Source organism: Gordonia sp. 852002-50395_SCH5434458, from assembly GCF_001665905.1.
Lineage (GTDB): Bacteria > Actinomycetota > Actinomycetes > Mycobacteriales > Mycobacteriaceae > Gordonia > Gordonia jacobaea.
Genome location: NZ_LZTC01000035.1, coordinates 36,981 through 62,581 on the forward strand (window position 1 = coordinate 36,981; position 25,601 = coordinate 62,581).

At 65.5% G+C, this 25,601-nt stretch carries 23 protein-coding genes, 1 tRNA gene and 1 pseudogene; 12 read left to right on the forward strand and 13 right to left on the reverse strand.

Features of this window, described 5'->3' with window-relative positions; translation table 11 throughout:
- The 3 genes from A5785_RS06620 (at position 1) to A5785_RS06630 (ending at position 2,809) form a co-directional block, all read left to right on the forward strand.
- Entirely contained in the window at positions 1-687 is a 687-nt protein-coding gene (locus A5785_RS06620) for an MspA family porin (RefSeq protein ID WP_064863751.1), read from the forward strand.
- Positions 688-817: 130 nt separating this feature from the next.
- On the forward strand, positions 818-1,813 hold the full coding sequence (locus A5785_RS06625) for a cation diffusion facilitator family transporter (RefSeq protein WP_064863752.1): 996 nt from the start codon (positions 818-820) through the stop codon (positions 1,811-1,813).
- A 69-nt stretch (positions 1,814-1,882) separates the two neighbouring features.
- Positions 1,883-2,809, forward strand: coding sequence for an LLM class F420-dependent oxidoreductase (locus tag A5785_RS06630; RefSeq protein WP_064863753.1), 927 nt, complete (start codon positions 1,883-1,885; stop codon positions 2,807-2,809).
- Positions 2,810-2,826: 17 nt separating this feature from the next.
- On the opposite strand, the gene A5785_RS06635 is transcribed toward A5785_RS06630, so the two are convergent.
- The 6 genes from A5785_RS06635 to A5785_RS06660 form a co-directional block, all read right to left on the reverse strand.
- A complete protein-coding gene (locus A5785_RS06635; RefSeq protein WP_005202138.1) occupies positions 2,827-3,633 on the reverse strand; it encodes a pirin family protein in 807 nt (268 codons plus the stop codon).
- A gap of 7 nt (positions 3,634-3,640) precedes the next feature.
- Positions 3,641-4,147 carry a MarR family winged helix-turn-helix transcriptional regulator gene (locus A5785_RS06640; protein WP_005202137.1) on the reverse strand — a complete coding sequence of 169 codons (507 nt, stop codon included), beginning with the start codon at positions 4,145-4,147 and terminating at the stop codon, positions 3,641-3,643.
- On the reverse strand, positions 4,144-5,118 hold the full coding sequence (locus tag A5785_RS06645; RefSeq protein WP_005202136.1) for a pirin family protein: 975 nt from the start codon (positions 5,116-5,118) through the stop codon (positions 4,144-4,146). Before A5785_RS06645 ends, A5785_RS06640 begins: the two co-directional genes overlap by 4 nt.
- A 112-nt stretch (positions 5,119-5,230) precedes the next feature.
- Complete coding sequence (locus tag A5785_RS06650) at positions 5,231-6,409, reverse strand: CoA transferase (RefSeq protein WP_005202135.1); 1,179 nt, start codon at positions 6,407-6,409, stop codon at positions 5,231-5,233.
- Positions 6,406-7,152, reverse strand: coding sequence for a 3-oxoacyl-ACP reductase FabG (gene fabG, locus A5785_RS06655; RefSeq protein ID WP_064865396.1), 747 nt, complete (start codon positions 7,150-7,152; stop codon positions 6,406-6,408). Before fabG ends, A5785_RS06650 begins: the two co-directional genes overlap by 4 nt.
- 52 nt (positions 7,153-7,204) lie before the next feature.
- Positions 7,205-8,386, reverse strand: coding sequence for an acyl-CoA dehydrogenase family protein (locus tag A5785_RS06660; protein WP_064863755.1), 1,182 nt, complete (start codon positions 8,384-8,386; stop codon positions 7,205-7,207).
- 142 nt (positions 8,387-8,528) lie between these two features.
- Between A5785_RS06660 and A5785_RS06665 the strand changes: the two genes are divergently transcribed.
- The 3 genes from A5785_RS06665 to A5785_RS06675 all read left to right on the forward strand — a co-directional run bounded on the left by A5785_RS06665 (position 8,529) and on the right by A5785_RS06675 (position 11,111).
- Entirely contained in the window at positions 8,529-9,203 is a 675-nt protein-coding gene (locus tag A5785_RS06665; protein WP_064863756.1) for a GntR family transcriptional regulator, read from the forward strand.
- 123 nt (positions 9,204-9,326) lie between these two features.
- On the forward strand, positions 9,327-10,160 hold the full coding sequence (locus tag A5785_RS06670; protein ID WP_064863757.1) for an SDR family NAD(P)-dependent oxidoreductase: 834 nt from the start codon (positions 9,327-9,329) through the stop codon (positions 10,158-10,160).
- 81 nt (positions 10,161-10,241) lie between these two features.
- Positions 10,242-11,111, forward strand: coding sequence for an alpha/beta hydrolase (locus tag A5785_RS06675; protein ID WP_064865398.1), 870 nt, complete (start codon positions 10,242-10,244; stop codon positions 11,109-11,111).
- Here the strand turns inward: A5785_RS06675 and A5785_RS06680 are convergent.
- Positions 11,108-12,340: an SAM-dependent methyltransferase gene (locus A5785_RS06680; protein ID WP_064865400.1), complete on the reverse strand. Its 1,233-nt coding sequence runs from the start codon at positions 12,338-12,340 to the stop codon at positions 11,108-11,110. The two genes, A5785_RS06675 and A5785_RS06680, sit on opposite strands and share 4 nt — an antisense overlap.
- Before the next feature lie 105 nt (positions 12,341-12,445).
- A pseudogene (locus A5785_RS06685) lies at positions 12,446-13,867 on the reverse strand (aldehyde dehydrogenase family protein); the annotation flags it as partial.
- A 155-nt stretch (positions 13,868-14,022) separates the two neighbouring features.
- Here A5785_RS06685 and A5785_RS06690 point away from each other — a divergent pair.
- Together A5785_RS06690 and A5785_RS06695 are read left to right on the forward strand one after the other, a co-directional pair.
- Positions 14,023-14,343, forward strand: a complete 321-nt coding sequence (locus A5785_RS06690) for a putative quinol monooxygenase (protein WP_064863761.1) — start codon at positions 14,023-14,025, stop codon at positions 14,341-14,343.
- 244 nt (positions 14,344-14,587) lie between these two features.
- On the forward strand, positions 14,588-15,739 hold the full coding sequence (locus tag A5785_RS06695; RefSeq protein ID WP_064865633.1) for a TDT family transporter: 1,152 nt from the start codon (positions 14,588-14,590) through the stop codon (positions 15,737-15,739).
- Positions 15,740-15,746: 7 nt separating this feature from the next.
- Here the strand turns inward: A5785_RS06695 and A5785_RS06700 are convergent, their stop codons facing one another.
- The 3 genes from A5785_RS06700 to A5785_RS06710 all read right to left on the reverse strand — a co-directional run bounded on the left by A5785_RS06700 (position 15,747) and on the right by A5785_RS06710 (position 19,350).
- Positions 15,747-17,288, reverse strand: coding sequence for an alkaline phosphatase family protein (locus A5785_RS06700; protein WP_064865402.1), 1,542 nt, complete (start codon positions 17,286-17,288; stop codon positions 15,747-15,749).
- Positions 17,289-17,539: 251 nt separating this feature from the next.
- Positions 17,540-17,764, reverse strand: a complete 225-nt coding sequence (locus A5785_RS06705; RefSeq protein ID WP_005202113.1) for a hypothetical protein — start codon at positions 17,762-17,764, stop codon at positions 17,540-17,542.
- An 86-nt stretch (positions 17,765-17,850) separates the two neighbouring features.
- Positions 17,851-19,350, reverse strand: coding sequence for an alpha/beta hydrolase (locus A5785_RS06710; protein WP_064865405.1), 1,500 nt, complete (start codon positions 19,348-19,350; stop codon positions 17,851-17,853).
- 101 nt (positions 19,351-19,451) lie between these two features.
- On the opposite strand from A5785_RS06710, the gene A5785_RS06715 reads away from it, so the two are divergent.
- Both A5785_RS06715 and A5785_RS06720 read left to right on the forward strand, forming a co-directional pair.
- Entirely contained in the window at positions 19,452-20,909 is a 1,458-nt protein-coding gene (locus tag A5785_RS06715; RefSeq protein WP_064865634.1) for a dihydrolipoyl dehydrogenase family protein, read from the forward strand.
- Between the two features lie 38 nt (positions 20,910-20,947).
- Positions 20,948-21,778 carry a sulfurtransferase gene (locus tag A5785_RS06720; protein WP_064865407.1) on the forward strand — a complete coding sequence of 277 codons (831 nt, stop codon included), beginning with the start codon at positions 20,948-20,950 and terminating at the stop codon, positions 21,776-21,778.
- Positions 21,779-21,844: 66 nt separating this feature from the next.
- Here the strand turns inward: A5785_RS06720 and A5785_RS06725 are convergent.
- Positions 21,845-21,918: transfer RNA gene (locus A5785_RS06725), tRNA-Leu, on the reverse strand.
- Between the two features lie 78 nt (positions 21,919-21,996).
- Entirely contained in the window at positions 21,997-22,398 is a 402-nt protein-coding gene (locus A5785_RS06730) for a hypothetical protein (RefSeq protein WP_064865409.1), read from the reverse strand.
- Between the two features lie 161 nt (positions 22,399-22,559).
- On the opposite strand from A5785_RS06730, the gene A5785_RS06735 reads away from it, so the two are divergent.
- Together A5785_RS06735 and A5785_RS06740 are read left to right on the forward strand one after the other, a co-directional pair.
- Positions 22,560-24,902, forward strand: coding sequence for an MMPL family transporter (locus A5785_RS06735; RefSeq protein WP_064865412.1), 2,343 nt, complete (start codon positions 22,560-22,562; stop codon positions 24,900-24,902).
- Positions 24,856-25,599 (forward strand): TetR/AcrR family transcriptional regulator, encoded by a 744-nt coding sequence (locus A5785_RS06740; protein WP_082946540.1) that lies wholly within the window; start codon positions 24,856-24,858, stop codon positions 25,597-25,599. Before A5785_RS06735 ends, A5785_RS06740 begins: the two co-directional genes overlap by 47 nt.
- The last annotated feature ends 2 nt before the right edge of the window (positions 25,600-25,601 follow it).

The following is a 25,601-nucleotide window of genomic DNA, read 5'->3' on the forward strand; positions in this document are numbered from 1 at the left end:
ATGAATATCAGCTTGAAGCGGCTCGTCACGATCGGCGCGCCCGCGGCATTGACAACAGTCGCCGCACTGATGGCACCGGCCATCGCACACGCGGACGTCCACGTCGCGCTCCCTTCGCAGACCGACCAGCAGACCCTGGGCGACGGCACCGTCGTGTCGGTGACGAGGAGTAACGAGAGGGCCAACATCAACCCGTCCCTCGGCGGAACTCCGCTACACCGCAACGCATGGGTGTCGGCTACCTACGCAGTCAAGACCAGCAAGGACGCCAAGAACATCAAGATCAGGGCGGGTTACATCGTTGGCTGCCAGGTCAACATCTCCGGTGTCAGTGGTAGCGGCAACGGTGCTGCATCCGGCAAGCCGGGTGCGAATATCGATAGCCCGCCCTCAATCACTTCGGCAACGGCCGGTGCCGGAACCTCGCTGTCGGTCGGTCCGGGCCAGGCGATCGCCTACTACGTGAACACGGTCGAGTCCGCCGACGACTTCGGCAACCAGAAGCTGAGCAACAAGGTCGGGTACAAGGCCACCAACCACGCGAAGCTCAGCTACACCGACGAGCAGATCGGGATCAACGGCTGCGCAGGCTATGCGCAGGCTCGCTCGTTTGCCGACGTGTATGTAAACACACCCAACGCAGAACAGATCGTGACGTTCTACGGAAAGCCCTTCAGCCTCGGATAACCTCTCACCCGAGTCTGGATTCGACGACCGCGCGGTGCACCTTCGGCTGGGTGCGCCGCGCGGTCATTTTCTCGGCGAGGGCGTGTCCGGATCGAGTGTCGGCACCCGCATGCCGTGAGACGATCGGATCATGGCTGACACGGAAGTGCCGCGGACCGATGAGCAACTCGTCACCCCCATCAACGATCAGGATTCGATGACGACCGTCGTCATCGCATTCGTCGCGAATGTTGCGGTCGCCATTGCCAAGACGATTGCTGCGATCGTCACGGGATCGGCGTCGATGACGGCTGAGGCCATGCACTCCTGGGCGGACTCGGGAAACGAGATCTTTCTGCTCATCGCCGAGCGCCGCGGAAATCGTGGCAGGACAAGAAGTCACCCGTTCGGGCACGGCAGGGAAACCTACATCTGGTCGATGTTCGCGGCGTTCGGATTGTTCGCAGTCGGCGCTGCCGTGTCGGTGGTCAACGGCATCACCGCGCTCGTCCACCCGGAAGAAGACACCAACTATCTCGTCGGCTACATAGTCCTTGCGATCTCGGCAGTGCTGGAAGGTATTTCGTTCGTACAGTCGGTTCGCCAGGCCAAGGCGGGCGGACGTCGGATGTCGATGCACCCGCTTCGATTTGTCAGCCGGACGTCGAATACCACTCTGCGAGCAGTGTTCGCCGAAGACTCCGCGGCACTCGTCGGACTCGCGATCGCTGCTGCGGGCATGGCGCTGCATCAGATCACCGGCAACGCAGTCTGGGATGCGCTCGGATCGATCCTCGTCGGTCTGCTGTTGGGCTTCATCGCCATCTTCCTGATCCGACGCAACAGCGAGTTTCTCCTCGGCCAGGAGGCCATGGCGCCGATTCGCGACGCCATCCTCGTTCGTCTGCTCGACATGGCCGACATCGATCGGGTCACCTATCTGCATGCGGAGTACGTCGGCCCGATGGAGTTCTACCTGGTGGCAGCCGTCGATATCACCGGCGACCTCGCCGAGCACGACGTCGCATTCCGGTTGCGAAGGCTCGAAGCGCAGATCGAGACGCAGGACGCGATCGTCGAGGCCGTCCTCACGCTGTCGACCGTCGACGAGCCGTCGCTGGTGCCCGCGGGCCAGATCACGCCGTAGGCGTGACGCGTCCCCAGAGCGGACGGCACGCCGGACAGACCCGAGTTCGCGACGCGTAGGTTGAATTCCATGGACTTGCGAATCTTCACCGAACCTCAGCAGGGCGCCACATACGAGACGCTGCTCCGCGTCGCGCGGGCGAGCGAAGACCTCGGCTACGACGCATTCTTCCGATCCGATCACTACCTGGCGATGAACACCGAGGGGCTCCCGGGGCCGACCGATGCGTGGCTCACGTTGGCGGCGCTCGGTCGGGAGACCTCGACGATCCGTCTCGGCACCCTGGTGACGTCGGCGACGTTCCGCCACCCCGGTCAGCTTGCGATCCAGGTTGCGCAGGCCGATGAAATGAGCGGTGGCCGAATCGAATTCGGACTAGGGGCAGGATGGTTCGCCGAGGAGCATGAGGCGTATGCGATTCCGTTCCCGCCGCTCGGAGAACGCTTCGAGAAGCTGACCGAGAACCTCGAGATCATCACCGGGCTGTGGTCGACGCCGGTAGGCGATCTCTTCGACTACCGCGGCAAGCACTTTCAGGTCAGCAACTCACCCGCGTTGCCGAAGCCGGTGCAGTCACCGCGACCCCCGATCATCATCGGCGGTATGGGCAAGAAGCGCACCCCCGCGTTGGCCGCGCAGTTTGCCGACGAGTTCAACGTGCCGTTCGCGAAGACCGACGTCGTCGCAGCGCAATTCGACGTCGTGCGCGATGCGTGCACGGCGGCGGGTCGCGGACCCGACGAACTCACGTATTCGGCAGCGTTGACGATCTGCGTGGGCAAAAGCGATGCAGACGTCACACGACGTGCCGACGCAATCGGGCGCGAGGTCGGCGAGCTCCGGGAGAACGGACTCGCTGGTACGCCCGATCAGGTCGTCGAGAAGATCGAGTCCTACCGGGCCATCGGAGTCACCAGGTTGTATCTGCAGATGCTCGACCTTGACGATCTCGAGCATCTCGAGCTGATCTCCACAGCGGTTGCGCCACAACTCTGATCGCGTTCGTCGAGCGGTCAGGCGCGCGCGGCGTCGAACGACGTGTGCATTTCCCAGAAGAGGATCTCGGCCGGCGCGTCTGCGGCGACGGTCAGTGCGGCGGTGCCCGCGGTACGCAGCGCGTCGCCCTCATCGAGCGTGAGGTGGTCGTCGGCTGTCTCGTCGCTCGGCAGGCCCGACACCGTGACGGTGCCGGAGACCACGAACAGGTGCCCGAACGGTGCAGACGGCAGGGTGACCGGGCGGTCGGGGAGTAGGCGCGCCGCATGCAGCGCGACGTAGCTGTTGCCGACCGACAACGCCTGCCCGCCCGCGTCGCGGTCGAGTCCCGACACGATGGTGACCAGCCCGCCGTCGGCTAGCGCCTCGTTGACGCTCGCTTCCGCGTAACTCGGTGTGCCGCCCGAATACTCGGGTGCGATCCACATCTGCACGACGCGCAGCCGCTGGTTCTCGGCGCGCGTCGACGCGTTGCGTTCGGAATGCCGGATTCCCGATCCGGCAGACATGCTCTGCACGACGCCGGGTGTGAGAACACCTTCGCTACCCTGCGAGTCTCTGTGGTGCAGAGCGCCTTCGACGACCCACGTGACGATCTCTGCGTCGCGATGCTGATGGGTGTCGAAGCCTGCGCCCGCGTCGACGATGTCGTCGTTGTGGACCAGCAGCATTCCGTGCGCGTTGGCCGCCAGGTCGAAACTGCCCGTGGCAGGAAAGGATTGCCGCGAGTCGATGGCCTCGTCGTTCCACATGTGGCGGTCGGCTGCGCGGATGAGGCGGCAGCGGGCGACGTCGGTGATCTGTGGGGTCTGCGTGTCGGTCATGATGTCGTCATTTCGCTCGGTTCGCGGATGTGCTTGGGGTGAGGGGAGTTTCGGCGTCGAGGTGACTGGTCAGTGTCTCCATGAGGTCGGCGAGTCCGCTTGCCTCGGAATCCGACAGCGCGGAGGTGAACAACCTGTCGACGGCCGCACCGTGGTCGCGTGCCGCCGCCGCGAACGCCGTGCGTCCGTCGTCGGTCAGTACCGCGTAGCTGCCGCGTTTGTCCTCCGGGGCCGCCTCGCGACGAAGCCAGCCGCGTCGGACCATCGCGTCGATCTGGTAGGACAGACGCGACGTCGAGAACACCATGCGGTGGGAGAGGTCGCGCATTCGTGCACGGCCACCGGGGCATTCGTGGAGGATCAACAGAACGTGATAGTCCGCCAACGACATTCGGCAGTGAGCACGGAGTTCGTCGTCGAGCGTGGTCTGGAGTCGGGCGCTGGTCTCGATGAAGAGCCGCCACGCCTGGGATTTCGACGCGGCGACCTTCTGGATCGAGGGGTTGGCGGTCATCGAGTGCTGGTGTGCGGCATGATCGCATCCGGCGGAATGACGCCGAGACGACCGGCCTGGAAGTCTTCGATGGCTTCGATCAGTTGCTCGCGGGTGTTCATCACGAACGGACCGTAGTGTGCGACGGGTTCGCGAATCGGTTGCCCGCCGAGAAGGAGGACCTCGAGGGCGGGGCGGTTGCTGTCCTGTCCGGCATCGGCGGCGACAGTCAGACGGTCACCCTTGCCGAATACGGCGAGTTGACCCTGCTCGATCGGACGCGCATCTGGGCCGACGGTGCCACGTCCGGACAGGACGTAGGCGAGGGCGTTGAAGTCCTCACGCCACGGCACCGACACGGATGCACCCGGCGCGACGGTCGCGTGCGCCACCGTGATCGGCGTGTGTGTGGCACCCGGCCCGGCGTGGCCGTCGAGCTCACCGGCGATGATGCGGACGAGTGCGCCACCGTCGGGCGAGGCGACGAGCGCGACGTTCCCGGCTTCGAGGTTCTGGTAGCGCGGTGTGAGGAACTTGTCCTTGGCCGGCAGGTTCACCCAGAGCTGGATGCCGTGGAACAGGCCGCCGGACTCGACCAACTCGGCCGGTGGGGTCTCGATGTGCAGGATGCCGGCACCGGCAGTCATCCACTGCGTGGCGCCGTTCTCGATCAACCCGCCGCCACCGGTGGAGTCCTGGTGCTGGAAGCGGCCGTCGATGATGTAGGTGACGGTCTCGAAGCCGCGGTGCGGATGCCAGTCGGTGCCCTTCGGTTCGCCCGGCTCGTAGTCGACCTCGCCCATCTGATCCATGTGGATGAATGGGTCGAGGACCGCTGCCGGAACGCCTGCGAAGGCTCTGACCACGGGAAACCCTTCGCCCTCGTATCCGCGTGGGCCACGGGTCAGTGACTTCACGGGTCGTTCGGTTGCCTCGAGTGCCGGCGCGGTGAGGCGGGGCAGTGTTGTGGTGTCGGCGGTGATGGCGGGCATCGGAACCTCCTGGTCGGCTGTTTGCTCAAATCTGAGCAACTGGTTCAGTCAACCTGCCGAGGTGCGGTGTTATTCCGGAGACGTCGTCGGTGGTGTCACGGGGTTGTCGGCGTCACGGGGTGTCGGGGTCGTCGGCCCACGTGGGCGTGTCGGCGCCGAGTGTTGGCGCGGGCCCTGCCGCGAAGTGTTCGCCGTCGAAGCCTGCAGGTAGTCCCGCGGCGAGGTAGGTGCCGACGCCGGGCTGGTCGAGATCGGTGAACAGTGGGTTCGCCGCGAGCGCGCCGGACGCCACCACCTCGTCGAATGTTCGGTAGCGCTGTGCGAGCACCGACGACTCCTCGAGGAGCTCGGCGACTCTCTCGGTCGGCTGGTTGGCAAACCACGTGCGGAACAGCGCGTTCAACACGTCGCGATGGGTGAAGCGGTCGGCCTCGGTGGTGAAGTCGACGTCGAGTGAGCGTTCGAGTGCGCCGACGACGCCGTCGGTTCCGGTGATGCGCACCAGGTCGCGAAAGTGGCGTGCGGTGAGGGCGACGATCATGAATCGATCTCCGTCCGCGGTCGTGACGTCGGTGCCGTACGTCCCGTAGACGTCGTTCCCCGTGGCGGGCCGCGACGTCGAATTCACCTGCGGTTCGGTCAGATAGCCAAGCGTTCCGGCGATCGACAACGCGGTGTCCTCGAGCGCCAGCCGAATACGGCTACCGTCGCCGCTGTGTTCGCGTTTGCGTACCGCGGCGGTGAGTGACACGGCGGCATAGAGTCCGCAGATCACATCCCACGCGGGGAGTACATGGTTGACCGGACCCGCATGATCGAGCGGACCGGTGATCATCGGAAAGCCGATGCCCGCGTTGACCGTGTAGTCGACTGCGGGGGAGCCGTCGGAAAGTCCGCACAGCTCCACGGTGATCACGTCGCTGCGCAGCGCTGCCAGCGTCTCGTGGCTCATCCAGTCCCGGCCTGCCGCATTGGTCACCAGAATCCCACCGCCACAACCTGATTCGACGACGAGTCGTCGAATCAACTCCTGGCCGTCGGGTGATCGCAGGTCGGCGGTGATCGACTTCTTGCCGCGGTTGAGGCCGGTCCAGTAGATGGAGGTGGTGCCGTCATCGGTCAGCGGCCAGCGGTGGACGTCGGCGGCACCGCCGGTCGGATCGACCCGGATCACCTCGGCGCCGAGTTGCGCAAGTGTCAAGCCGCACAGGGGCGATGCGACGAAGCTCGACACCTCGACGACGCGAACGCCTGCCAGCGGACGAGACACCTGACTGCGCCCGGTGGTCACATGAACCGCCCGCCGGTGACCTCCATGACGGTGCCGGTCATATACGACGAGAGGTGGCTCGCGAGAAACAGTGCCACAGTGGCGACTTCGCTGACCTCGCCCGCGCGTCCCATCGGGATCTCGGCCATCTTCTGATCCCATGCCTTCTGTGGCATGGCTTCGGTCATGGCCGAGCGGATGAGGCCCGGCGCGACGGCGTTGACTCGAACCCCGTGGTGCGCCATCTCTTTCGCGGCGGCCTTGGTCATCCCGACGATGCCGGCCTTGGCCGCGGAGTAGTTGGTCTGCCCGACAATGCCGACCTTGCCCGACAGCGACGACAGGTTGACGATGGCGCCGCTCTTGCGTTCGCGCATGATCGCCGCGGCTTTGCGCGTGCCGTTCCAGGTGCCCTTCAGATGCACGTTGATGACCTGGTCGAACTGGTCTTCGGTCATGGTGCGCATGGTGGCGTCGCGAGTGATCCCGGCATTGTTCACCATGACGTCGACGGGGCCGAAAGCGTCTGCGGCTGCGGCGAGTAACGCGTCGACGTCGTCGCTGTCGGTGACATCGCACCGCACGCCGATCGCACGCTCGGAGCCGCCGAGTTGTGCGGCTGCCTTGTCGGCGGCTTCCGCATTGACGTCGCCGATCACGACGCGGGCACCTTCGTCGACGAAGAGCTGCGCGATGGCGAAGCCGATTCCCTGTGCGGCGCCGGTGATCACGGCGGTCTGATCGTTCAGGAGCGGTCCTGGCATGGCGAAGTTGTCCTGTTCTCGGGACGGGTGGATGTGTGGTTGGTGGCCGCGTTTACGTCGTTGCGGCGCGAATCAGGTTGCCGCCGATGATGAGTCGTTGGATCTCACTGGTGCCCTCGTACAGGCGGAGCAGGCGCACGTCGCGGTAGATACGTTCGACAGGTACCTCGCGCATGTAGCCGGTTCCGCCGTGGATCTGCACGGCGAGATCGGCGACCTTGCCCACCATCTCCGTGCAGAACAGTTTTGCCGCCGACGGTCCGATGCGTCGATCCTCTCCGGAGACGTACTTGGCGGCGGCCTCGCGGACCAGCGCCCGTCCGGCCATCACTCCGGTCTGCTGGTCTGCGAGCATCGCCTGCACCAATTGGAAAGAGCCGATGGCCTTTCCGCCCTGTGTGGCGTTCGCGGCATAGGCAACCGATTCGTCGAGTGCGCGCTGCGCCTGCCCCACCGACAGTGCGGCGATGTGCACACGACCGCGGGCCAGCGACGTCATCGCAGCCTTGTAGCCCTTCTCCTCATCGCCACCGACAAGCGCCGACGAAGGTACGCGCACCCCGTCGAAGGTGACGTCGGCCGTCCACGCGCCCTCCTGGCCCATCTTGGCGTCCTTGGTACCGACCTCGACGCCGGGAGTGTCTGCGGGAACGAGGAATACGGCTATCCCGGTGCCCGACTCGTCGGCGGGGCGGGTGCGCGCGAAGACGACAAAGAGGTCGGCGATCGGCGCATTGGTGATGAAGCGCTTCTGGCCGTCGATCACCCATTCCTGCCCGTCGCGCGTTGCCTTGGTGCGCAACCCCGCCGGATTGGAGCCCGCCCCCGGTTCTGTCAGTGCGAAGGACGCGACCACCTCACCCGACGCGATGCGCTCGAGCCATTGCTTCTTCTGTTCGTCGGTGCCGAAGTTGACGAGCACCTGACCTGCGATGCCGTTGTTGGTGCCGAACATCGACCGCAACGCCAAGCTGGTGTACCCGAACTCCATTGCCAGCTCGACATCTTGGGTCAGGTCGAGTCCGAGGCCACCCCATTCCTGCGGAATCGCATATCCGAACAATCCCATCTCCGCGGCTTGTGCACGCAGATCGGCCGGTACCTCGTTGGACTGCATGATCTCGGTTTCGCGGGGCACGACCCTGGTGCGGATGAAGTCGTGGACCAGTTGGCGGATCTGCTCGAAATCGTCGGCGTCGACCTCGGGCGTCGGTTGATCGGTTGCGGTGGTCATGGGGTGAAAATTATCAAATACAAGCAGATCGCACCAAGAGGTCTTGCATATCGACAGCTAAGACACTTTCTACGTCCGCGCGGAGCGTCGAAGATGATAATTCGAGGCGCTTGCGACGTCGACTGGGCGATAGCATCGACGAATGACCGTGAACTCCGCCGAGAAGTCCGACGTGGCGACGTCGGTGCGCAAGGAGGCGGCGGCCCGTGCGATCAGGGGCCTCGTCTTCGCCGGTGAGTTACGTCGGGGCGCCAAGATCGACCAGGATGCGCTCGCCGACCACTTGGGTATGAGCAAACTGCCCGTCCGGGAGGCGCTGATCTCGTTGGCGGGCGAAGGCATCATCGAGACGATCCCGCGGCGCGGGGCGTTCGTCGCCGATCTGTCTCGCGAGGACATCCGCGACCACTACTGGATGCTCGGCGTGATCTCGGGCCTTGCCGCCGAGCGCGCTGCGATGAACCTCTCCGTCGACGACTTCGAGACTCTCGACAACCTTGCCGCACAGATGGAATCGACCGCCGATCTCATCGAACTCGAAGCTTTGAACTCGCACTTCCATCGGGTGATCAACAAGGCGTCCTCATCACGGCGGCTGATCGCGGAGCTTCGGCTGCTCAGCAGGGCAATTCCGTCGGGGTTCTTCGACTCGCACCCCGACGCGGTGGCCTCGTCGATGCGTGATCATCGCGAGATCCTCGACGCTCTGCGTGGCCGTTCGCCGGGCATCGTTCGCACGCTGATCGAGGGGCACTTCCTGCGCGGGGGTCATCGCGCCGTCGAGTTGCTGGAAGAAGCGGGGTTCTGGCGCGAGTGATGCGTGCTCGGCGTGCCCCGCGGGCGAGGGGACCAGGCCCGACGCCGTCTTGACCCGACACCGTGTAGACCTGATGAGAACGGTTCGGGCACGACGCCCGATGACACGAAGCGGGGGACCTCAGTGGCAGACACACGGACGATCGTGATCACCGGCGCCAGCGACGGAATAGGAGCTGTCGCCGCACGCGAGCTCGCCGGACCCGACGTCGACCTGATCATCGTCGGGAGGTCGGAGGAGAAGACGAAGGCTGTGGCGGCAGAGGTGGGTGCGACCGCGTTCACCGCCGACTATGCGCGCTTCGACGAGGTACGCGCTCTGGCCGGCGACATCGCCGCTCGGGTCGATTCCATCGATGTGCTGCTCAACAACGCGGGCGGCACGTTCGCGCCGGCACAGAAGACGGCGGACGGACACGAGCCGAACTTCCAGATCAATCACCTCAGCGGGTTTCTCCTGACGAACCTGCTCAAGGAGCAGTTGGCCGCCGATGGTGGCGCGCTGGTGGTCAACACCTCGAGCTTCGGCAACCTTGCGGGCAGCGTGGATCTCACCGACCTGGACTTCGAGCGACGACGCACGATCGAGTTACGGTGTTACGGGACAAGCAAATTGGAGAACATCATGTTCACCAGGGGTATCGCCGATCGGTGGCGTGACGACGGGATCGTCTCGGCTGCCGTACACCCCGGTGTGGTCGCCAGCAGCTTCGGTCGCGACTCTGCCTTCGTCGGACTGTTCTACCGCACACCCCTCAAGCGGTTCGGCACCATCACCCCTGAGCAGGGCGCGCAGCCACTCGTCGCTCTGGCACGTCGTGGTGCGGACCCGGAGATCAACGGCGTCTACTTCGACCGGCTCAAGCCCAACGGTCGGGAGAACAAGCAGGCACACCGGCAAGACCTCATCGACGGGCTCTGGACGGCATCGGAGAAGTTCGTCGGGGTCGGCGTCTGACGCGGATCGGTGGTTGACGTGCCCGGGTGGAGCTTGGCCCGAACTTGCTGATCCGGCCGCGCGGTAAGCCATAATGGCCCAATGGCTGACAGCGTAGACGGCACACCTGGCGTCACGACCGAAGAGCGCACCTTCTCCGGCAAGCACGGCGAGCAGATCTTCTACACAACCCTCACGCCCGCGAACCCGCGCGCTCTCGTCGTCATCGCACATGGCCTCGGCGAGCACGGCGGGCGGTACTCGCACGTCGCGAAGGTGTTCACCGACGCCGGTTTCTCCGTTGCGATACCCGACCACCTCGGGCACGGCCGGTCCGGCGGAAAACGGTTGCGTATCAAGTCATTCAAGCAATTCAGTGACGACCTCGACACCGTTGTCACGCAGACCGCGATCGACGGACTGCCCACCTATCTGCTCGGACACAGCATGGGCGGCTGCATCGCGCTCGACTACGCACTCGACCATCAGGGCAAGCTCGACGGACTGATCCTCTCCGGTGCCGCCGTGATGCCCGGCGACGACATGCCGGGCCCGGTCATCGCCGTCTCCCAGGTTCTCGGCAAGGTCGCGCCCTGGCTGCCGACCATCGCGCTGGATTCGACGGCCGTCTCTCGCGATCCCGATGTCGTTGCCGCGTACCAAGCCGATCCGCTCGTGACGCGCGCTCGTATTCCGGCGCGGCTGGGTGCGGAGATGCTGTCGACGATGCAGAGCTTCCCCGACCGCGTGGGCTCGCTGACGATCCCACTTCTCGTGATGCACGGTTCAGCCGACCGGCTGACCAACCCGGCAGGCAGCGAGATGGTCGAACGCCTCGCGGGCTCCGACGACAAGACGCTCGTCATCTTCGACGATCTCTACCACGAGATCTTCAACGAGCCAGAGCAGGATAAAGTGCTCTCGACGACGCTCGGGTGGCTCGAGGGGCACGTCACGCAAGCACAGGGCTAACGTGGCCTTGTTGCCGTGATCTGCTCGACGCCCATGCGGCCGTCGCGGAAGGCCATGCGTCCGCCGACGAGGTAGAGCCGCCACACGCGGGCCATCTCATCGCCGACCAGGTCGACGGCGCGTGCCCAGTTCTTCTCGAAGGTGTCGTACCAGACGTCGACGGTCCGAACGTAATGCTCGGCCATCTCCTCGACGTCGTCGACGCGGAGTCCGGCATCGACCAGGTACTGCACGGTTCGGTCGACGGGGCGCATGTACATGTCGGGTGCGATGAACGACTCGATGAACGGGCCGCCGCCGGGATGCTTGCCCTCGGGCCTTGACATCTGCTGAATGCACACACGTCCACCGGGAATGACCTTGTCGCGCAACACCTGTGCGTATGTCGCATAGTTCTGCTCGCCGACGTGCTCGCCCATCTCCAACGACGCCACGGCGTCGAACGGAGGGTCGGGGATCTCGCGGTAGTCCTGCACGCGGATCTCGACGCGGTCGGCCAGACCACGCTGCGCGATGCGCTCGTCGATGAACGCCTTCTGTTCGCGTGAGATGGTCACGCCGACCACTCGTGCGTCGAAATGTTCTGCCGCATACAGGGATAGCGATCCCCATCCGCACCCGATGTCCAGGAATCGCTGTCCGGCAACCGAATCCAGACCCACCTTGCGGCAGACGCGATCGAGTTTGTCCGCCTGTGCGTCGGCCAGCGTGTAGTCGGGGCGATCCGACGTCCAGTAGGCGCTCGAGTACGCCATGTGCTCGTCGAGGATCAGTTCGTAGAAGTCGTTCGACAGGTCGTAGTGGTGACTGATCGCGGCGCGGTCGCGAGCGCGGGAATGCAGGCGTCCCCGCACGCGTGCCTGGCTGGCAGGCGGGGCTGTGGGGAGGCCGAGAAGTCGGTAGCGGAGGGCCAGTTGCGCGACGTCGAAAAGTACGCGCGGTGATGGGCGGATACCGGAGAGCCCGCGAGCGGCGGCGACCTCCCACACATGGGTGAGGGCGTCGTCGAGGTCGTCGACAACGTCGAGCTCGCCGGTGACGTACGCCTGAGCTGCGCCGAGTTCGCCTGGATGCCAGATGATTCGGCGCAGCGCGTCGGGGCTGTAGATGGCGACGTGCGGGGCGTCGTCCGGGCCGACGACGCTGCCGTCCCATGCGGTGAGATGCACGGGGATCTCACCGCCGATATGGTGTTCGATCACGTCGGCGATGTCACGGGCAACGGTCATCTGGGCTCCTCGCGGGGTCGACCTACTCTGCGACTGTCACCGAGTCTTCGTTGCCCGCAGTGTATCCGGATGGGCACGTGTGACCCATCCGGATACGCAGGCTCGGGCGTCGTAGCCCAGGAGCGACTTCACCTCGAGGAACTCGTCGAATGCGTAGTCGCTCCACTCGCGGCCGTTGCCGCTCTGCTTGTAGCCGCCGAACGGTGCCGACGGATCGAGTTGCGCCCCGTTGAGGGAGATCGATCCGGCGCGGATACGCTCGCCGATCCGACGCACCTCGTCGAGATCCTTGCCCGACACGTAGCCCGCGAGACCGTACTCGGTGTCGTTGGCGATCTCGAGTGCTTCGTCGATGTCGTCGTAGCCGATGACGACCAGCACGGGCCCGAACACCTCGGTCCGCGCGATCTCCATGTCGTTGGTGACGCCGGAGAAGACGGTCGGACGCACGTAGTAGCCGGTCGGCAGATCGTCAGGCCTGCCGGCACCGCCGATGACCGGGGTGGCGCCGTCGTCGATCGCGCGCTCGATGAGGCCCTGGATCTTCTCGAACTGCGGTTCCGAGACGACCGGGCCGAGACGCACCTTGCTGGTCGGATCTCCCACTGTCAGTGAGGGTTCGACCGATTTCACGGCCTCGACGACGTCGTCGATTCGCGAGTTGGGGACGAGCATGCGGGTGGGTGCGTTGCACGACTGTCCGGAGTTGAGCATGACCGATGCGACGCCACCGGCGACGTTCTGTGCGAGGTCGTCGTCGTCGAGGATGATGTTGGGGCTCTTGCCGCCGAGTTCCTGTGCGACGCGCTTGACGGTCGGGGCTGCGGTGCGCGCGACCTCGATGCCCGCGCGGGTGCTGCCGGTGAAGGAGATCATGTCGATGCCGGGGTGGGCCGCCAACGCCGACCCGACGCCGGGTCCGTCACCGTTGACCAGATTGAAGACGCCTGCGGGAACGCCTGCGGCGTCGAAGATCTCGGCGACGATCGCGGCCGAGAACGGAGCGACCTCCGACGGCTTCAACACCATCGTGCAGCCGGTGGCCAACGCGGGTGCCACCTTGCACATGACCTGATTGAGCGGCCAGTTCCAGGGCGTGATGAATCCGCAGACACCGATGGGCTCCTTGACGATTCGAGAGGTTCGGCGATCCTCCGCGAAGCGGTACTCGGGCAGCGCCGCAGCGGCGGTCATGAGGTGTCCGAGGCCGATCGGTACCTGGGCGGCCTGCGCCAGTCCCGCGGGGGCACCCATCTCCTCGGTGACGGCGTCGGCGAGGTCGTCTGCGCGTTTCTGATACTCCGCGATGATGGCGTTGAGCACGGCGAGCCTGTCGTCGACGGAGCTGCGCCCCCACGAGGCGAAGGCGCGTCGCGCTGCGTTCACGGCGGCGTCGACGTCTGCGGCGGTGCCCAGGGCGACGTGGCCAGCGGCCTTCTCGGTGGCCGGATTGATCACGTCGATGAGATTCAACTCGGTGGGCTCCACCCACTGACCGTCGACGTAGAACTTGGTGATCTCGCGCATCGCTTCTCCTCCTGTGGTGCTGTGTGACCCAAGTTACGCCCGCTTGGGTTAGGTGATGCACGCCGCCTCACACTCGGTGTTTGCACGATCGGTGTTCTCACAATGAGACACGGCAACCGTTCCACGTTGTCGTGGCGGCGACCTAGGCTGGGTGCATGATCCACATCGTCGCCAAATGGCAGATCAAGCCCGAGTACGCAGATCAGTGGCCCGACCTGGTCGCCGAATTCACCGAGGCAACACGGTCGGAGCCCGGCAACAAATGGTTCACGTGGTCACGCAGCCTCGACGACCCCAACGAATACGTCCTCATCGAGGCGTTCGACGACGACGCCGCCGTCGCTCACGTCTCGAGCGATCACTTCAAGAAGGCGACCGCCGACCTGCCGCAGTTCCTCGTCGCGACACCGGAAATCATCAACACCACCGTCGACGCCGACGGCTGGTCGGAGCTCGGCGAGATGGCCGTCGACTGACCTGCACGGTGGACTGAGCCAAGCCCCCAGTGGGCTGAACCAGGCGCCCAGTCGGCTGAACGAAGCGCCCAGTCGGCTGAACGAAGCGCCCACTCGGCAGGGAGTGCGGCCGAGTGGGCGCTGTATTCCGTCGAGTGGGCGCTTCGTCGCGTCGAGTGGGCGTGCTCAGTCACAAACAGTGCTTGTGACCCCGCAAGGCTGAGCCGTCTTCCGGCGGGTCGGCCGGCGGCCGATGCTGGGGACCATGACCGAGATCCTCGACCGTCCGCTGGCCTCCGACGTTCCGTCGAGCGGGTCGTCGGTGAGGCGTCGCGCCGAGGCGTTCGCCCACATCACACCCAACTGGTTTGCGGCGGTGATGGGTACCGGGATCGTGGCGACGTCGGCGATCAGCGTTGCGGGAGGCCTGTCGGCGGTCCGCGGCTTCGCGACCGCGATCTGGTTGCTCGCGGCCGTGCTGCTTGTGGTGGTCACCGCGGCGTTCGGTGTGCATTGGGTGAGGCATCCGATGCAGGCACGACGCTACGCCGCCGACCCCGTGATGGTTCAGTTCTACGGCGCGATCCCGATGGCGCTGTTGACCGTCGGAGCGGGCACCATCACCCTTGGGGCGTCGATCCTCGGGACTGACGCGGCGGTTGTCGTCGACGCGGCTCTGTGGTCGGTCGGGACCCTCCTGGGACTCGGCACGGCGATCGGGGTGCCATTTCTCATGATGACGCGCCATCGTCGACGCTCCGACCTCGTCGCGCTGCCAGCATGGCTGATGCCGGTCGTCCCGCCGATGGTGTCGGCGACGGCCGGTGCGCTGCTGGTCGACCACGTTCCGGCAGGGCAGTGGCGAGTGAGCTTTCTGCTGTTGTGCTACTTGCTGTTTGGACTCAGCTTGTTCCTGGGCCTGATCACACTCTCGATGATCTATGGCCGGCTGGTTCACGGGACCGTGCCCACCGGGTGTGCCGCGCCGACCATCTGGATCACGCTCGGCATCATCGGCCAGTCCATCACGGCAGCGAATTCGCTTGCCGCGCATGCCGACTCCGCGCTCGCCGGCTACACCTCCGAGTCCCACACCATCGTAACGGGTTTGCGGACCTTCGGTGTCGGTTACGGGGTCGCGGCGACCGGCGTGGGCGTAGTGATGTTCGCGCTCGCCACCGCTGTCACCGTGCACAACATCCGACGCTCCATGCCGTTCGCGCTGACATGGTGGAGCTTCACATTTCCGATCGGCACCTGCGTGACGGGCTTGGCCGCGCTGGCAACGGCATTGGACGCCACCATGTTTCGCGTTGCCGCGGCGATGCTCTTGGGTGTTCTCGTCGCCGCATGGACGACCGTGTTCACGCGCACAGCCGCGGCGGTTCTCGACGGACGTCTGCCCGCCGCGGCGTGAGAACGGGTCAGACGACGCCGCTCGGCGACCTACGCGTGCCGGGCTGCTGACGCGGCATACTGTTGGGCGGCACCGGATACGGCTTGCCATACCCGGCCGTGCCCGCCGCAATGTTGGGGCCGCACTTCAATAGGGCGTTCTGTGCCTTGGGATTCGGGTCGCCGAGGCGTGGCCGCGCTGAGTTGGGGCGGTGCGCGAAATCGAACGCCGTCGTCATGTCGCCGACGGTCTGCCTGCGCCACGCGGTGAGGTTCGGGACGTCGACGCCGAAGCGCTTCTCGATGAGTCGCAATTGCGAAGTGTGGTCGAAGGTTTCGCGCGCGACGAGTCCGCCACGACTGTACGGCGAGATCACGAAGCACGGCACGCGGTAGCCCAGTCCGATCGGCCCGCGGATGCCTTTTGACGACGAGACCTTGTTGATGTTCGGCACGCTGACGTACTCGCCCTTGGTGCCGGGCGGTGCGGTCGGGGGAACGACGTGGTCGAAGAAGCCGCCGTTCTCGTCGTAGCTGATGATCAGAGCCGTCTTCTCCCAGACCGCGGGATTCGACGTCAGGATGTCGAGGAGTTGCACGATGCCGACAGCGCCCAAAGCCGCAGGCAACGCGGGATGTTCGCACCATATCGCCGGTGGGACGACCCACGACACCTTGGGCAGCCGGTTGGCGGCGACGTCGGCGCGGAAGTCGTTCGGGTAGGTCGGGTCGATACCGCGTCGAGCCAACTCCGAGTTGGGATTCTGCGCCTGCTTGAAACAGCCCATCATGCCGTCGAGGACAACCGACGAGACCGGGCCGAGGTCTTTGTTGTTGTAGATCTTCCAACTCACGCCCGCCTCGCTGAGGTTCTCCGGCATGGTGCGCCAGCTATAGGCGAATTTGGGTATGAGCGTTGGTGTTTCGAGAAGCGGCCCACCGTGCTTGCCCTCGGGGTCGAGCGTTGCGCTCATCCAGTACAGGCGATTGGGGTCGGTGGGGCCGAGCACCGAGCAGTGGTAGGCGTCGCAGATGGTGAATGCCTCGGCGAGCGTCCGGTGGACAGGGATGTCCTCACGCTCGTAGTAGCCCATGAGTGCAGGCGCGTTGGCGGGGCCGACCGAATCGATCGACATGGGGAGCCAACCGTCGTTGCGGCCGCCGTTCCACGCGTGATGGAGCCCGGCCCACGAGTGGTCGGGGTCGTTGATGCACTCCCCGTCGAGGTTGGCGTCGTTCTCGGTGTCGAGGCGGAACGGCATCGTGTATCCCGACTTGGTCGGTCCGACGCCGGGTGCCCAGCCGTGCTGGCGCCACAGCGGCGTCGACTCGCCGAATCCTCGCACACCCGAGTAGGTGCCGAAGTAGTGATCGAAGCTGCGGTTCTCCTGCATGAACAGCACGATGTGCTCGATGTCGTCGAGTGACCCGGTGCCCCCAGGGTCGGCCTGGGCGTAGGCCTTGTCGATGATCGGCGTGGCCCACGACGTGAGCAGTGCGCCCCCGCCGACCGCGGCAACTCTCGACAAGAACTCGCGACGACTTAAACCACCGAACGGCATCTCTGACATACACACCCCTGATCAGATCGATTCCACCGTCGGGACTACGGGCTGCGTCCCCCCGCGGCAGAGCGTAACCGCCGAAGTCTAAGCCCCCTCAGTGAATACCGTTGAGCGTTCGCGCATACGCGGGGCGTCGAGGAGGTGGACGGCAGGCCGTCGGTGCAGGTGAACGGCGAGTCGTCAGTTGGATGGGACGGCAGAGCCGTTAGTTGGATTGGGACGGCAGAGCCGTTAGTTGGATTGGGACGGCAGAGCCGTCAGTGGATACTGCTCATCACCGCGACGACGACGCCGGCAACCACCAGCACCCCGACGCATATCGCCATCGCGATGGCGAGGCGTCGACGCTTGCGGTTGACGGCGTTGATACCCACGCCGATAGCGATGAGTATGGCCGCCGAGTAGAGCGCGATGGCAAGCGTGAGTACTGCGACCTCGCCCTGATCCGCGGCGAGGACCAGGGCGCTCGGTGAAGGCGTCATGCCCTCGAGTAGATCATTCGAGCCGATCCGTCAGCGGACGGGCACGACGATGCTGGGCGCATAGCGGCTTTCCCCAGCCTGCAGGGTTACGGCGACGGTGTGGTCGTCGTTGTTGTTGTCGTCGTCGAGTCGGAAGTCGTCGACTGCGGCGGCGTCGAGTTGCTCGGGCTCGATGTGCTGGAGCCCGTCGGGGCAGGGGTTGTGGTTGTCGTGGTCTCCTCGGAGGGAGCGCTGGTCGTCGATTCGGTTGTGGAGCCGGCAGATCGGGCGGATTCCGACGGCGAGGTCGACGTAGTGCTCGATGTACTCGACGCCTTGTCTGCCGCCACCGCTGCGAGTACCGCCGGGGTCTGCACCTGCTGCGACGCCGCAACACGCGCGGCAGCAGTTGCCTTGGCCACGCCGTCGGGTTCGGGCGATCCCGCAGCACTGACGAGCTGTGTCTTCGCGGTCACCGCAGGTGTCTTGTTGAGTGCGCCCAACACGTCGTTCTTGCCTGCGCCCAGGCTGCGATCCCAGTTGGCCCAGTCGTGGACCCCGTAGTTCGGAAGCGAGATCACCGATACCCCGGACTGTGCGAGCTGCAACTGCATGAGCACCGTCGATACCGCCGACAGGACTTCCAACGCGATGGCGTTGATCAGATCCGACTGCGAGAGCTTCGCCATATCGGCGGGACTCGGAAAGCCGCTCCCGGACGAGATGATCAGCGTCTGCCCGTTCTGCTTGAGCTTGTCGATGTTCTTCGACGGATCGTTCGCGGTCCACCGTGCGCTTCCCGGCGCGCCCCACATGTTGACGATCCCGTTGGTGTAGTTGGAGACGAGTGTCTGTGTTGCCAACACTCCGAGCGCGCCGATCGGATTGTCGGTTTGGTAGTAGCCCGACATCGCCTGCACAACCTTGAACTGCTCGGGATGCCGCTCGGCAAGCGTGACAGCGGGCCCGGCCGACATCGACAGCCCGACGATCGCGTTGTTCGATCGGCTCACACCGAAATTGGTCGCGAGGTATGCGGGCAGTTCGTCGGTCAGGAAGGTCTCCTGCTTGATCTTGACGTTCTTGTCGCCGGCTCCGGCGTCCCAGTCGGTGTAGAACGACGACGCTCCGCCCGCGGGCATGACCAGTGTCGTGTCGCTCTTACCGTCGTAGACCTTGGCGGCCTGCACGTCGGTGGTCCACGCGGAGCGGTCGTCGCGGGCACGCATGCCGTCGAGGAGGTACACGCCCTTGTCGCTGCCGCTCGACGCTCGGATCTGCACGACGACCCACTTGTTTTGTGACGGCGACCACACTTTGCAGTTCTGGACGTAGTTTCCCGACGAGTCCCACGTGCAGCCGTTGCGCAGGACCTCGGGATGTCCAACGAGTGCTGAAGCGCGGTCGTCCTTGCCGATCACCGCGCTCAGGCCCAGCAGGGCTGCGGTCAGGGTGAGCACCGTGGCGAGACCGATGAGCCTGCGCCGCATTCGGCGTGGACCGGGAGTTCGGTTACCCGGGGCCGTCGACTCGTCGGCGACGGGGGCGTCGTAGGTAATCCACTGATCGCGAGGATCGCCGGCAGCGGATTCGGGTGAAATTGGCATGGTTCTCCTGCGGTGAGCGGACCCGATGTGTTAGTGGTCGCTCCGCGGACAGCGAGCGTTACAGCCGGTCCGCAACATCAGGCGCGGCTACCGTGGATTTCATGGCAGACACCGACACCTACGACGTCATCGTGCTCGGCGCCGGACCGGCGGGCGAGAACGCAGCCGACTACGCGATCCGCGGAAGTTCTCGTCGCGCAGTGCTCGTCGAGAGTCAACTCGTCGGCGGCGAATGCTCGTACTGGGCGTGCATGCCGAGCAAGGCGTTGTTGGGGGCGGGCGCCGCACTCGAGGCCGCGACGGGGCTGCCCGGTTCGCGGACGCGAATCGTCGACGATCAGCCCGAACCCGGCCGTCTGCTGGCGTGGCGCGACTCGTTCACCCACAACCGCGACGACTCGTCGCAGGTCGATTGGGCGCGGGGCGCGGGCATCGACGTCGTGCGCGGCGTCGGCAGGCTGGTGGGCGAGCGGGAGGTCGAGGTGGAGGGTCGACGCCTGCGCGCCACCGAGGCGGTGGTGCTGGCGACGGGGAGCGACGCGTCGATCCCGCCGATCCCGGGTCTCGCCGATGCTGCGCCGTGGACGTCGCGTGATGCGACGAATCTCGTCGAGGTTCCCGCACGCATCGCGGTCCTCGGCGGGGGTGTCGTTGCCTGCGAGGCGGCGACGTGGCTCGCGGAGCTCGGGAGTGTGGTCACGATGGTCGTGCGGGGCAACGCGCTGCTTCCGTCGATGGAACCCTTTGTCGGGGAACGAGTCTTGTCGGGTCTGCGAGACAGGGGAGTCGACATCCGCTTCGGCACGACGTTTGGGTCGGTGGCGCGACCGGAGGTCGACGACACCGGCTACGGGCGAGTGCACGGCGGGCCGGCCGTCGTCGAACTCGCCAACCGCGACGGCGACGTCGTCGATCGACTCGAGGTCGACGAGATCCTTGTCGCCGCAGGTCGACGACCGCGCACCGTCGGCGTCGGACTCGAGACACTCGGCATCGACCCCAAGCACAAGCTCGACGTCGACGATCACCTGAATGTCGGCGGGCACGACTGGCTGTATGCGGTCGGCGATGTCAACGGTCGCGCGTCACTCACGCACATGGGCAAGTATCAGGCGCGGGTCGCCGGTGACGTGATCGCCGCACGCGCAGAAGGTCGTTCACTCGACGGCGAGCGCTATCTGGCCACTGCCGACCACGCGGCGGTGCCGCAGGTGGTGTTCACCGAGCCGCAGGTCGGGTCGGTCGGGCTGACCGAGGTTGCCGCCCGCGACGCGGGCATCGACGTTGTCACCTCCGAACTCGACATCGAGGTCGCAGGGTCGGCGCTGGCACGCGAGAACTACAGCGGCCACGCGGTGCTGGTCATCGACCGCGCGCGAAATGTGTTGGTGGGAGCCACGTTTGTCGGACCCGACATCGCGGAGCTCGTGCATTCGGCCACCGTCGCCGTCATCGGCGAGGTTCCCCTGGAAAGGTTGTGGCACGCCGTCCCGTCGTATCCCACGGTCAGTGAGATCTGGCTCAGGCTGCTCGAGAACCTGCGCGGGGAACAGAGTTGATCGGCGGGGTGTGCGCCGGTCGCCGGTAGTGTCGGGGTATGGGCACGCCACATCTCATCACAGCTTCTGACCTGCGCGATCTGGGCGATGATCCCAAGCTGCGGGTCATCGACGCGACCGTGCATCTCCGATTCGGTGACGGAGCGCCGCAGATCGAGTCCGGGCAGGAGTCGTACCTGGCCGGGCACATTCCCGGCGCGGTGTTCGTCGATCAACTGCTCGCGCTCACCGACCCCGACGGGGAGGCGCCGTTCGCCGTCGTGTCGTCGGAACAGTTCGCTGCAGCCGTGGGTGCGGCGGGTGTCGGTGACGACTCGCGCGTCGTGGTCTACGACTCGGAGAACGGAATCTGGGCCACCAGGCTGTGGTGGCAGTTCGGTCTCGAGGGCTTCGGCAATGTCGCGGTGCTCGACGGGGGCCTGCAGGCGTGGGTTGACGCGGGCTTCGCCGTCGACCGTGGCGAATCAAGTTATCCGCCTGCAGAATTCACAGCTCAGCGGCGCGAGGAACGCATCGAGACCACCGACGAGGTGGTCACCGACGTCGACGACTCGGGCGTGCTATTGATCAACGCCCTCGACCGAGACACCTTCGCGGCCGGCCACATTCCCGGAAGTGTGAACGTGCCCTTCGGCGAATTGGTCGACGAGCGGGGCACGTTGAAAGACGTTCCCGCGCTTCGAGCGATCTTCGACGCGGTGGGCGCCCTCGACGACTCGGTGCGACCCGTCACCTACTGCGGAGGCGGAATCGCCGCCACCGCAGCAGCTTTCGCTCTCGCGGCGGTTGGCCGCGACGACGCATCGGTCTACGACGGTTCGATGAACGCGTGGACGTCCGACCCCTCGCGGCCGCTGGAGACAAGCTGACGCCGAGTTGCGTGGGATCCAGGGGTGCAAAAATGCTCCCGAGGATCCCACACAACTCTCGCTGGGTGCCCCCAGTCGGACTCGAACCGACACTGTGCGGATTTTAAGTCCGCTGCCTCTGCCAATTGGGCTATAGGGGCGCGTCGACAAGCATGCCATGTGGCCTCGGCCCGATCGAACGAAACCCTAGGCGGCGGAATCGGAGCGGCAGAGGAGCGTCACCAGCGATGGAGCCCGGCTTGGCGCACAGTCAGGCGCGCGGCGCGCTGAACGCACCACACCGTCCACACCGCCGAGATCAGTGCGATCACCAGCAATTCGCTTGTCATCCACACGAGCCGATTTCCGTTGACGGTGCTCGACGGATCTTGGACCATGAACACCACTGCCATCACCGACAGCAGCCCGATCACGGCCGACGGCCAGCCTGCGCGCGCCTCGAGGTGATGCTTCTCGTCGATGACCTCTGCCGCGTGCCGCTGATGGTCCGACGTCGAGTCGTTGAGCTCGGAGAGGGCGATGAACAGATCGGGGCTGCGGCGCGGCTGTGACGATCGGTAGTACGACAGCACCCACGCTCCGACCGCGACGGCGGCGAGAGCGAGTGAGAGGTAGACCACACCCCATCGTAACGCAGAAGAGGTCGCCCCCTTCGGGCCGGAGATCAATGCACGGGTGACCCCGGGCGCATCCTGCAATCGGCCGACGTACCCCTTGACGCGCTGACTTAATGCCGATAACTTAACGCGGGTAAGTGACCACGACGCGCTAGGGGACTCGCATGTTGGCAAGACTTACCCGAGTGGCTATATCTGCGCCCAAACGTGTTCTCGCACTGGCGTTCCTGTTCCTCGTGCTCTGTGGAATCTACGGAGCGTCGGCATCGCAGCACCTGCTGGCGGGCGGATATTCCGATCCGAACAGCGAGTCGGCGCAGGCGGCGCAGCAAATCGACGACACCTTCAAGCGCGGGGGCCTGCAGGTCGTCATCAAACTCGACGCGCCTGCCGGCACCGACATGGAGAAGGACCAGCGGGCCGCCGCGGTCGGCAAGTCGATCGTCTCCGAACTCGACGCCCTTCCCTATGTGCAGCAACCGGTTCTGTCGGTGTGGCAGGACCCGACGCTCGCGCCCGGCCTTATCAGCAAGGACCGCAGTTCGGCGCTGATCATCGCCACGCTCGACGGCGGGGAAGCCGAGGCTCCTGCGCATGCCAAGGAGGTCGCCTCCCGATTCGAAGGCACCCGCGACGGCATCACGGTCCGCGTCGGTGGCCAGGGCATGGTCTTCCAGCAGGTCAACGAGCAGACCACGCGCGACCTCGCCGTCGCAGAGGCGATAGCGATCCCCATCAGCTTCCTCGTTCTCATCGTCGTATTCGGGGGCGTCATCGCGGCGATGCTGCCGATCGGCGTCGGCATCATCGCGATCGTGCTGACGTTCGCGCTGCTGCGTCTGATTGGCACCGTCACCGACGTGTCGATCTTCGCGTTGAACCTCACCACCGCAATGGGTTTGGCGCTCGCGATCGATTACACGCTGCTGCTGGTGACGAGGTATCGCGAAGAAGTGGCCGACGGCCGCGACAGAGCGTCGGCGATCCTGCGCACGATGCAGACGGCGGGACGCACCGTCGCGTTCTCTGCGGTGACCGTTGCCCTCGCGCTTGCCGCACTGGCGATCTTCCCGATGTATTTCCTGCGTTCCTTCGCGTACGCAGGACTCGGCGTCGTGGTGATCGCCGCCGTGACGTCGCTGGTGATCACGCCCGCGGTGCTGATGCTCCTCGGCGACCGGATCGACTCCCTCGACGTGCGCCGCGGTGTCCGCAAGCTGCTGGGCCGTCCCGAACCGACACCACGCCCGGTCGAAGAGGGCTGGTGGTACCGCGCGGCGTCGTGGGTGTTGAAACGAGCGGCACCGGTCGGCGCGACGGTCGTCGTCATTCTGCTGGTGCTCGGCGCACCATTCCTGTCGATCAAGTTCGGCTTCCCCGACGACCGCGTGCTGCCCACCAGCGCCAGCGCCCATCAGATACAGCAGGAGATCCGCGACGACTTCGCCCAGAACCTCTCGTCGTCGGTCACCGTTGTCGCGACCGGAGACGTCTCCGCGCAGACGAGGGCGTCGTATGCGCAGGAGCTGTCGCGGGTTGCCGACGTCAACTCGGTGTCGGGCGCGGGCGGAACCTTCGTCGAGGGGAAGGCTGTTGCCCCGCCGAATCCCGCGGACCAACGCGGCGACGTCGGAGTGATCACGGTCGCCACCAACCTCGAACCGATGCGGCCCGCGGGCGAGCATCAACTGGCTCAGCTGCGAGACGTGCCGGTGCCCGCGGGACTGACAGTGAAGTTCACGGGTTCTGCGGCGACCAACGTCGACACCGTCGACTCCATTTATGCGCACCTGCCGTGGGTACTCGGGGCGATCGCCATCGCGACGTTCGTGCTGCTGTTCCTCTTCACCGGAAGCGTTGTGCTTCCGCTGAAGGCGTTGGTGCTCAACGTGTTGTCATTGTCGGCGACGTTCGGCGCGATGGTGTGGTTCTTCCAAGAGGGGCACCTCGACGGATTGGGCACCACGTCAACCGGGTACCTCGCGGCAACGATGCCCGTCCTGATGTTCTGCATCGCGTTCGGGCTGTCCATGGATTATGAGGTGTTCCTGCTCGGCCGGATTCGCGAATCGTGGCTCGCGTCGGACAGGTCGCGCGCGGCGAACGACAAGGCCGTCGCGCTCGGTATTGCGAGGACCGGTCGCGTCATCACCGCCGCGGCGCTACTGATGAGCATCGTGTTCGCGGGAATCGCGGCGTCGGAGGTGTCGTTCATGCGTATGTTCGGTGTCGGACTCACGCTTGCGGTGCTGATGGATGCCACTCTGATCCGGATGCTGCTCGTTCCGTCGTTCATGTGCCTCGCCGGGCGCCTGAACTGGTGGGCACCCGCACCGCTGCGACGTCTGCATGACCGCTTCGGACTGTCCGAGGAGGTCGACGACGAGCCGCCGCGGACAACGGTCGCCGACACGGGCACACACGAGACCACCGAGAACGAGAACAACACGCAGGAGAACAGTGACACGGACCAGTCGCAGGAGCCGCTCGCCCCGCGGGTCGGGTGAGTTGCTGGCCGACGAGATCATCGACGCCGCCACGTCGCTGTTGCTCGACTCCGAAGCCGCGTCGGCCGTGTCCATCCGAGCCGTCGCCGACCGGGTGGGCGTCACCCCGCCGTCGATCTATCTGCACTTCGACGACAAGGACGCACTCCTCGAAGCCGTCTGCGCTCGATACTTCGAACGTCTCGACGAGGAGCTGGCCGCGGCGTCGAAAGGAATCGACGATCCGCTGGAACGGGCTCTGCAGATGGGCATCGCCTATGTTCGATTCGCGGTCGCCACGCCCGTGCTCTACCGGGAGGCCTTCCATCACGTCTCACCAGTGGCCGAGCGCAGCAAGGTCGACGAGGTGCTCGCGGCGTCGGCGTTCGTGCGGTTCACCGGAACTGTCAGCGAACTCGCAGACGCCGGGATCTTCCACCCCGACGAGGTCGGGGACGTCGTCCTCGAATTGTGGACCGCTGCGCATGGCCTGGCGTCGTTGATGATCGCGAAGCCCGGTCTGGGCTGGGGCGATGACTTCGCCATTGCCGCGCAGACCCTGCGCTCGATCTGTCTGGGGCGAGCGGTGCTGTCGATTCGTGAGTACGAGTCACCCGACGAGGTCCGCGTGTTCCTCGACTCACTGAGTGCGCCGTCGGATCACTCAGTTGGTCAAGAGAAGGTAAAGTCGGAACTCGAACGGGTCGATCCCCGTTGATG